An 8828-nucleotide genomic window follows, 5' to 3' on the forward strand; every position below is an offset into this window, starting at 1 on the left:
CTTTGGTGGCGTCAGAGTGTCTCTGCAGGCCGAGCGCTGGCTTCTACCAATAACCGATACCCGACGCCGGCCTCAGTTTGAAGCAGGGCCGGTGTTTGTGGGTCATCAGCTAGTTTTTGGCGCAAACGACTCACTACAATACGAAGATAATGAGTGTCATCAGTATGCGTTGGCCCCCATACCTCCTTGAGCAGTTGAGTTTGCGTGACCACTCGCCCAGCGTAGCGGCAAAGCTTTGCCAGTACGGCAAACTCTTTTCGGGTTAGGTGTATCTCTTGCTCATACACCACGACACGCCTCAACTCCACATCGATGGTGACATTAGCGCTTGCGAAAAAACTGGCACTCTCTTCACCTCTAGCCTTTTGGGCAATACGCAGCACTGCCCTGATGCGCGCCAGCAGCTCTTGGATACCGAACGGTTTAGTGACATAGTCATTAGCCCCATTATCTAGTGAACGGACTTTCTCCTCCTCTCTATCGCGTACCGATACTACGATAATCGGTACAGTGCTATGGTCACGGATCCCACGCAGTACGTCATGACCATCCATATCAGGCAAGCCTAAATCGAGCAGCACGACATCCGGCGATTGGATGTAAGCCGCTGCCAGTGCCTGCTCGCCATTTTCTGCCTCAATGACACTGTAGCCCTGCGAAGCAAGACTAATACGCAAAAATCGACGAATCTGCTGCTCGTCATCAACGATCAAAATGCGTCCATTCCCCTCACTCTTCATCCATCCTCCCTATATCGGCTCCTAATAGTGGCAGTGTGATGATGATCGCTGTTCCCTTTCCGTTCGCGCCTACATCGGCTGTGATAGTGCCACCATGGGCGCCAATCATGCCGCGACAAATTGCCAACCCCAGCCCACTACCATGGGCGCTGCGGTCACCGTCACCGCCGCTATAAAACATATCGAACACCTGCTCACGCAGTCCGGGCGAAATACCGGGGCCTTCGTCCTCAATCTTAATAACTAGTACGCTGGGGTCCTCGTCTTTTAGGTGTACGCTAATCAATAGTTCACCGTTAGGTGGTGAAAAGCGCTGGGCATTATCCAAGACGTTCACCAGCGCTTGCTCTATCAGTGCGGGATGCACGTAAAGTAGCGGCAAGTTGGTCGGCCACTGTTTGCGAACCACCACGTGCTTGAGCGATTGACCCAGTCGTTTAAGCGCCGAATTAATCACGTCATCAAACGAGACCCAATCGCGCTCAATCTTCAGTGTGCCATGGCCTAGACGAGTCATATCTAACAGGTTTTGGATGTAGCGATTGAGCCGTTCGCTTTCAGACAAAATGCCGTCCAGTAGCTCACGCTGGTCGCTATCACTGAGCTGTGGTTTTAACTCGATTAACGAACTGGTGGAGCCAATAATTGAGGCAAGCGGGGTGCGTAAATCATGGGATACGGAGGAAAGCAGCGCAGAACGCAAACGCTCGTTCTCCTCTGAGACCCGCGTGGTGTTCAGCTCTGCTACTAGCCGTGTTCGTTCCAGCGCCATGCTGAGCTGACGCACCAACGTATCAATTAATGCCTCATTTTCGTGTGTTAGCCCCTTCTGGCTTGCAGAGAGCTTAAGCGCCAGCATCCCTACTTTCTCCCCTTGCACCGCCAGCGGTAGCAAGCGCCAAGCTTGTTGGCTCAAGGTTTGAGTGCCCTGACCGCTGGGTTTTTGGTGTTGCCAACTCCATACCGCTGCCTGCTTGGCGGTCATGTCCAGACGCTCGGCATCCGGCAGTGCGTAGACCACACGCACTTCGCTAGCGCTTTCCGCCGTTTCAATAAAGATAACGGGGACTTCAAAACACTGCACCAAGGTATCGACACCCACTTTGGCGGCACTGGCACTGTCGGTGGCAATTGAGAGCTGCTCGGCGTAGCGCAGCAAAAGCTGAGTCTGGTCGCGGCTGGCCCGCAGTGCGACTAAGCGCTGGCGTCCACGTCCCGCCAATTGCCCCACCACTAGCGCTATCAAAAAGAAGAACAACACCGTCAGCAGCTGTCCCCGCTCCACCATGGCAAAGGACAAACGTGGCTCTGTAAAGAAGAAGTTAAAGATCAAAAAACCCGCAACGGCACTGAACATCGCCATTGAGGTGCCCGCCCAGACAGCGCTGAAAAGCACGGCGGCTAAAAATACTAGCGACAGATTGGCAAGCTCCAACCAGGGCTCTAACAGGTGGGCGATTCCCAATGAGGCCATCACCGCCAAGCTGGTAGCGAGTAGTTGAGGTGGACGCACTATCCAGCTAGGCTGCCGTTTATGCCTACCTTGCTTCACGCTCCCCTGAGCCACTACCACGATATCAAAGACATCGGTATGCGCGATCAAGCGTTGGGCAAGCGGCCGCGACCACGGCCACCAGCGGCGCTTGCCGTCGCGGCCCACCATAATTGTGGTGGCATTAATCGAGCGGGCGTAGTTAAGCACTTCACCTAGCTGGCTATGCCCCTGCAAGCGAAGTGAATCGCCTCCCAGCCGGGTCACCAGGCTAAATATCTTCTCAATCGTAAGCTGCTGCTCCGGCGAGGCAACACCTTTATCCACATAGACCGCCCGCCATACGGCCAAACGCCTCTCGGCCATTCGATGGGCTGCACGCACGAGGGACACATCGTCTTCACTACCGGTAATAATCACCAACAGGTGGGGCCTTACCGGCCAAGGGCCTGCCCTACCGCTGGCATCCATGGCTACTTTTACATCGGCATCTACCCGCTCGGCCATGGTCTGAATCGCCAGCTCGCGCAGCGCGTTAAGGTTCGACTCGTTAAAGTAGCCCTCCATGGCGGCGCGAGCTTGCTCGGGGATATACACCTTGCCGCGTCTTAAGCGTTCGAGCAGCTCCTCCGGGGTTAAGTCCACCAGCGATACATCCCGGGCGCGCTCTAGCAGTGCATCGGGAACGGTTTCGCGCATGCGAATGCCGGTAATCCGTGCAACATCGTCGTTGAGGCTTTCCAAATGCTGGACGTTCACCGTTGTCCAGACATCGATCCCCGCATCCAGCAACTCTTCGATATCCTGATAACGCCGTGGATGTCGGCTGCCGGGGATATTGCGGTGGGCTAACTCGTCTACCAACAGAATGGTGGGTTTCCGCTCTAGGGCCGCATCGATATCGAATTCATAAAACGTTCGGCCATGATGCTGTAAAGGCGCTAGTGGAATACGTGACAGCCCCTCACAGAGAGCTTCGGTGTCGGCGCGCCCGTGGGACTCCACCACGCCAATCACAATATCGTCACCCTCCTCTGCCCGCTCCCGGGCCGTGCGTAGCATGGTGTAGGTTTTGCCAACGCCAGGGGCGGCTCCCAAAAATACACGCAAACAGCCGCGCGCCTCTCGGCGCGCGGCTTTTAGCAATGCATTGGGATCGGGTCGCTGATCCGCTGAATACATTTAGCTACTCCACAGGGGCGACAGACGACGTGGTGGTGGCGACGGGAAAACGCTCATCCAAACTCACATTCAACCGCAATACGTTGACCACTGGCGACCCCAACCAGCCCGTGTTTTCAAGCGCTTGGTCGATCAGCTCAGTGACGCTAGCTTCGTCGATTTCACGCGCCTGCGCTACCCTTGCGACCTGTAATTCAGCGGATGGTAACGAGATATGTGGGTCAACCCCTGAACCCGATGCAGTGATCAGATCAACCGGGATTTGATCGACACTGACGCCTTCCCGCTGGGCAATCGCCTGGGCATCGGCCTGGGCACGCTCACGAAGCGCCTCATTGCTAGGCGCTAGGTTAGAGCCCGATACCCCGCCCGCATCGTTACCCGCCGCTGACGGGCGACCGATAAAGTATTCATCGCTGACAAAGGTTTGCGACACCAGGCTTGACCCTATCACCCGACCATCGGCGTCACGAACCAAGCTGCCTTGCGACTGCTCAGGAAACAACCAGCCACCGACCATTGTCGTCGCGAAGGGGTACACTAAGCCAAGCAAAACGGCCATCACCACCATAAAGCGCAGCGCACTGCCCCAAGTGGCTTTTGCCTCGGCCGTTGGTGCCTGTTGCGCTTCGTCATTCATCGCCATTTGATCCTTGAAACCTGTATTCATGACGCTTCTCCTAGATAAACAGCGCAATCAGCATGTCGAACAGCTTGATGGCGGGGAACGGTAGCAGCAGCCCACCAAGACCGTAAATCAGCAGGTTGCGGCGCAATAGCACCGTCGCCGATGCGGCTTTCACAGACACACCACGTAGCGCAAAGGGAATCAGCGCGGGAATAATCAACGCATTGAACAGCACGGCTGCCAGCACCGCCGTGGTGGGTGAATGCAGATTCATGACATCCAGCACGCCCAGCGCCGGGAAACTCGCCGCAAAGAGCGCCGGTAGAATCACGAAGTACTTAGCGACATCGTTCGCCAAAGAGAACGTGGTCAGTGCGCCTCGGGTTACCAGCAGCTGCTTACCAATTTCCACCGCGCTGATAAGCTTTCCGGGATCGGAGTCCAGATCGACCATATTGGCCGCTTCGCGGGCGGCTTGGGTGCCGGAATTCATGGCCAGACCAAGATCAGCCTGGGCCAGCGCCGGTGCGTCATTGGTACCGTCACCCACCATGGCCACCAGACGGCCACTGGCCTGCTCTTCGCGAATCAGCGCCAGCTTACGCTCAGGCGTGGCCTCGGCAATGTAGTCGTCGACCCCTGCCGTGGCGGCTATGGCCGAGGCGGTAATCGGGTTGTCACCGGTGATCATCACGGTTTTGATGCCCATGGCACGTAGCTCGGCAAACTTCTCCGCGATGCCGCTTTTGATGACGTCAGACAGCGCTACCACACCCAGGATCTGCTGGTTTTCCGCTACTGCAATGGGTGTGGCACCATCTCGGGATATACGCTCAATGACCTGGTTGTAGTCACTGGGAATAACGCCGCCCTGCGCCTTTACCCACTCGGCGATGGCATTAGGGGCACCTTTACGTAGCTTTTTACCGCTGGTTAGATCCACCCCTGAAAGCCGGGTTTCAGCACTGAAGGCTTCAAAGGTTGCGCCATCCGCTTCTTCGCTAAGCTGGGCATCTACACCCTGCTCGGTGGCCAACGTCACAATCGAGCGACCTTCCGGCGTCGGGTCTTCCAGTGAGGTTAAAAACGCTACATCGCGTACCTTTTGATGCCGCACCCGCTGACAGGGGGCAAACTCCGTCGCGCGACGGTCACCCAAGGTAATCGTGCCAGTTTTATCCAGCAGAAGCGTGTCGATGCTACCGGCGATCTCTACTGCCTTGCCTGATTTAGCAACCAGATTGGCCCGCATGGCGCGCTCCATACCAGCAATGCCAATGGCAGGCAAAAGACCACCTATCGTGGTGGGAATCAAGCACACCAATAGCGCTACCAACATGACCGCCGAGGTTTCTACCCCAACGAACGCGGCCATGGGCACCAGTGTCACCACCACGATCAGGAACACCAGTGTCAGCATCGCCAGCAGCACCGAAAGCGCCAGCTCGGAAGGCGTTTTCTGACGGCTAGCCCCCTCTACCAAGGCAATCATACGATCCAGCAGGGATTCACCGGGATTGGCACTGACTTCAATGATCAATTGATCCGAGAGCACTTTGGTGCCCGCACTGACGCCGCTGTTATCGGTGCCCGCTTCACGCAGCACCGGCGCGGACTCACCGGTCACCGCCGACTCGTTAATAGATGCCGCACCCTCGACGATATCGCCATCTGCCGGAATCAGCTCACCCGCCACTACTTTCACTCGGTCGCCTTTACGCAGTGAGTCGGCGGTCACGTCGCTGGTGGTGCCGTCAGCGTTTAGCTTGGCCGCCTGGAGCTCCCCTTTGGTTTTGCGCAGCGCCCCAGCATGAGCCTTACCTCGGGACTCCGCCAGTGACTCCGCACCGGTGGCAAACAGCACGGTGGCAAGCAGTAGTAGCGAAATAGTGAGCGCAAAGCCGCCGTTTTCGCCCTGGACGAAAGCAATCGGCGTTAGCCCGAAACACACCACCGTACCAATGGCGACCACCGCCATAACCGGGTTGCGCGCCAGTAGATGGGGCGCAAGCCCTTTTACCGCGCCGGTGACAACTTGGCCAATAGGCAGCGAACGACGCGGCTGTTTAGCAAGCTCTGTATGTGACATCTCTTTTCTCCTAGAAGCCTTGCACGACGGATTCTGCAATCGGGCCAAGCACTAACGCCGGTAAGAAGCCAAGCAGGTTAACAATCACAATCACCCCTGCGGTTAAGCCCATAAAGGCGGGGCTATCCATGGGAAGGGTGCCGCGCCCCGCCGGTGCCGTGCGCTTAGCGGCCAACCAACCGGCCACCGCTAATGGCACTAGCATGGGTAAGAAGCGGCCAATCAAGAGGGCAACGACGCAAGCCAGGTTCCACCAGGGCGTGTCATCGCCCAGCCCTTCAAAACCAGAGCCGTTATTAGCAAACGCCGACGTAAACTCATAGAGCACTTGTGATAAGCCATGGAAACCGGGGTTTGAGTTAGCGGCTGCGCCAGGCATCGCCACGGTCAGCGCACTCAACCCTAGGATGACCAGCGGCTGAGCCAGCATCGCCAGTGAAATCCAGCGCATTTCACGGGTTTCTAACGGTTTACCGAACAGCTCGGGTGCCCTGCCCACCATCAACGAGCCCACAAAGGCCGCCAACATCAGGTAGAGGAAGAAGCCAATCAGCCCGACGCCCACGCCACCGAAGGTCACGTTCACAAACATATCCATCAGCAGCATCATGCCGCCCATGGGATTGAAGCTATCGTGCATGGCGTTGACTGAGCCGTTGGAGGTTTGCGTCGTCCAACTGCCCCATAGAGCGGAAAGGTCAGTGCCAAAACGCAGCTCTTTACCTTCCAAATTTCCCCCCGGCTGGGAGAGTTCGACTAGGGCCGCATTGGGCATGCGTTCCGAATAGACCACCACGGAGGTAGAGAACAGAGAGAACGCAATCATCACGGTGCCAATGCCCATCATTAGCCGACGTCGACCGCTGATCAAAGCAATCGCGATAAGCAGTGCCACGGGGATAAGCGTGAGTGAAGCGGTTTCAATAACGTTCGCCAGCGGCGTGGGGTTCTCAAGGGGTACGGTAGAGTTGGGTCCATACCAGCCACCTCCGTTGGTACCTAGCTGCTTGATCGCCACCATGGACGCCACCGGGCCTAAGGGAATCGACTGCACTTCTTCCACCTGGGGATCCAGCATGTCTACTTGGTGGGCGGCCTGGTAGCTGGCCGGTACGCCCTGCCATGTGAGCAACAGTGCGACAACCGCTGCCAGTGGCAACATAACCCGTACCACGGTGCGGGTAAGGTCGTGGTAGTAGTTGCCAACGCCGTTTAATCCTTTGGCAGGCTTAGCAACTAACAAAGTGCGGGCAATCGCGACCAACACTGCGAGCCCCGTGGCGGGAGTTAAGAACTGCAGTGTGACAATGGCAAAGGTTTGGCTTAAGTGCGAAAGCTGCGCTTGGCCAGAGTAGTGCTGCTGGTTAGTGTTGGTAGCAAAAGACACCGCTGTATGCAGCGCTGTGTCCCAAGGCATGCCGGGGATACCGTCCGGGTTTAGTGGCAGTAGGCCCTGGCACATAAAGACCAGCCAGGCCAGCAGTATCAAGCCCACATGCAGCTTAAGGATGGCTAACGCGTACACTTGCCACGTCATGGCGTGTTGACTGTTAACGCCCGCCAACCGATAGATAGGCTTTTCAATCACGCCAAACAGCGTATAGAGCCGGTTCGTCTGTGTGCTTAATGCAAAAGCAATATAGATACCCAAGGGCACACTAAGCAGAGCCACTAAGGCGTAAATAGCGATCATATCGTTCATGACGATCTCCTAAAAACGCTCGGGACAGATGAGCGCGTAAAACAGATACGCCGCTGTGCCGGTCGCGATAATTAGCAATGCAATATTCATGGAAGTGCCTCCTTTGATTGGCACCCTGAGCTTAGAGATTGCAGGCGTAAAAATTCGATGGCATTTAAGGCATTAGCCGTCAAAAACGCGTAAAAAAAGCCCTTTCCGTCGGGCAAAGGCAGAACTGAGCCCACCTACACTCGACAGCTTCCCCTTAGATAGGTGAGTATCTGTATTCATATGTCGCCGGAGTGACCTAACTACCCATGAAAATTATCATTCTTGGGGCAGGCCAAGTGGGCGCAACCCTAGCCGAACACCTTGCCCGCGAGGAGAACGACATCACCGTCGTCGATACCGACGGCGCAAAACTGCGCGAGCTGCACACCAAGCTGGATATCCGCACGGTGACCGGCGCAGGCTCCTACCCGATCGTGCTGCGCCAAGCGGGCTGCGAAGACGCCGACATGCTGATCGCGGTGACCAACACCGACGAAATCAACATGATCGCCTGTCAGGTGGCCCACACGCTGTTTCGCACGCCCACCAAAATTGCCCGGGTGCGCTCCACCGCCTACCTCACTCGTAAAGGGCTGTTCGCCCACGAAGCGATTCCCATCGACGTGCTGATCAGCCCCGAGCAGGTAGTCACCGACCACGTACGCCGCTTGATCGAGCACCCCGGCGCGCTACAGGTGCTGGAGTTTGCCGGTGGCTTAGTGCAGCTGGTGGCGGTGAAAGCCTTCTATGGCGGCCCGCTGGTGGGTCAGGATCTGGCGTTTTTGGGCAAGCACATGCCCAACGTGGAAACCCGCGTGGCGGCCATTTACCGCCGCAACCGGCCAATCATTCCCCGAGGCGACACGGTGATTGAAGCCGACGATGAGGTGTTTTTTCTCGCCGCCCGGCGAGATATCCGCGCGGTGATGAGCGAGCTGCGCAAGGTGGAGCGGGACTTCCGCCGG

General features: G+C 56.9%; 7 protein-coding genes. 1 reads left to right on the forward strand and 6 read right to left on the reverse strand.

The window, feature by feature from the left end:
- Positions 1–11: 11 nt before the first annotated feature.
- Genes FHJ80_RS15420 through kdpF form a run of 6 tightly spaced genes read right to left on the reverse strand, consistent with a single transcriptional unit; the run spans position 12 to position 7923 of the window.
- Positions 12–740 carry a response regulator gene (locus FHJ80_RS15420; RefSeq protein ID WP_139528210.1) on the reverse strand — a complete coding sequence of 243 codons (729 nt, stop codon included), beginning with the start codon at positions 738–740 and terminating at the stop codon, positions 12–14.
- Positions 730–3414: a sensor histidine kinase KdpD gene (locus tag FHJ80_RS15425; protein WP_139528211.1), complete on the reverse strand. Its 2685-nt coding sequence runs from the start codon at positions 3412–3414 to the stop codon at positions 730–732. Before FHJ80_RS15425 ends, FHJ80_RS15420 begins: the two co-directional genes overlap by 11 nt.
- Positions 3415–3418: 4 nt before the next feature.
- Positions 3419–4084, reverse strand: coding sequence for a potassium-transporting ATPase subunit KdpC (gene kdpC / locus FHJ80_RS15430; protein WP_218013988.1), 666 nt, complete (start codon positions 4082–4084; stop codon positions 3419–3421).
- Between the two features lie 10 nt (positions 4085–4094).
- Complete coding sequence (kdpB, locus tag FHJ80_RS15435; protein ID WP_139528212.1) at positions 4095–6131, reverse strand: potassium-transporting ATPase subunit KdpB; 2037 nt, start codon at positions 6129–6131, stop codon at positions 4095–4097.
- Positions 6132–6141: 10 nt separating this feature from the next.
- Positions 6142–7833, reverse strand: a complete 1692-nt coding sequence (kdpA, locus tag FHJ80_RS15440; protein ID WP_139528213.1) for a potassium-transporting ATPase subunit KdpA — start codon at positions 7831–7833, stop codon at positions 6142–6144.
- Between the two features lie 9 nt (positions 7834–7842).
- Complete coding sequence (gene kdpF / locus FHJ80_RS17570) at positions 7843–7923, reverse strand: K(+)-transporting ATPase subunit F (RefSeq protein ID WP_081742537.1); 81 nt, start codon at positions 7921–7923, stop codon at positions 7843–7845.
- 206 nt (positions 7924–8129) lie between these two features.
- On the opposite strand from kdpF, the gene trkA reads away from it, so the two are divergent.
- Positions 8130–8828: Trk system potassium transporter TrkA (trkA, locus tag FHJ80_RS15450; protein WP_139528215.1), on the forward strand; the 699-nt coding region annotated here is incomplete at its 3' end.

It is taken from the genome of Halomonas sp. BL6 (genome assembly GCF_006228115.1).
Lineage (GTDB): Bacteria > Pseudomonadota > Gammaproteobacteria > Pseudomonadales > Halomonadaceae > Vreelandella > Vreelandella piezotolerans.

Excerpts from the sequence above, each read along its gene's own strand:
- FHJ80_RS15420 (WP_139528210.1), bottom strand. The coding sequence starts at position 740 with ATGAAGAGTGAGGGGAATGGACGCATTTTGATCGTTGATGACGAGCAG.
- FHJ80_RS15425 (WP_139528211.1), bottom strand. The coding sequence starts at position 3,414 with ATGTATTCAGCGGATCAGCGACCCGATCCCAATGCATTGCTAAAAGCC.
- kdpC (WP_218013988.1), bottom strand. The coding sequence starts at position 4,084 with ATGAATACAGGTTTCAAGGATCAAATGGCGATGAATGACGAAGCGCAA.
- kdpB (WP_139528212.1), bottom strand. The coding sequence starts at position 6,131 with ATGTCACATACAGAGCTTGCTAAACAGCCGCGTCGTTCGCTGCCTATT.
- kdpA (WP_139528213.1), bottom strand. The coding sequence starts at position 7,833 with ATGAACGATATGATCGCTATTTACGCCTTAGTGGCTCTGCTTAGTGTG.
- kdpF (WP_081742537.1), bottom strand. The coding sequence starts at position 7,923 with ATGAATATTGCATTGCTAATTATCGCGACCGGCACAGCGGCGTATCTG.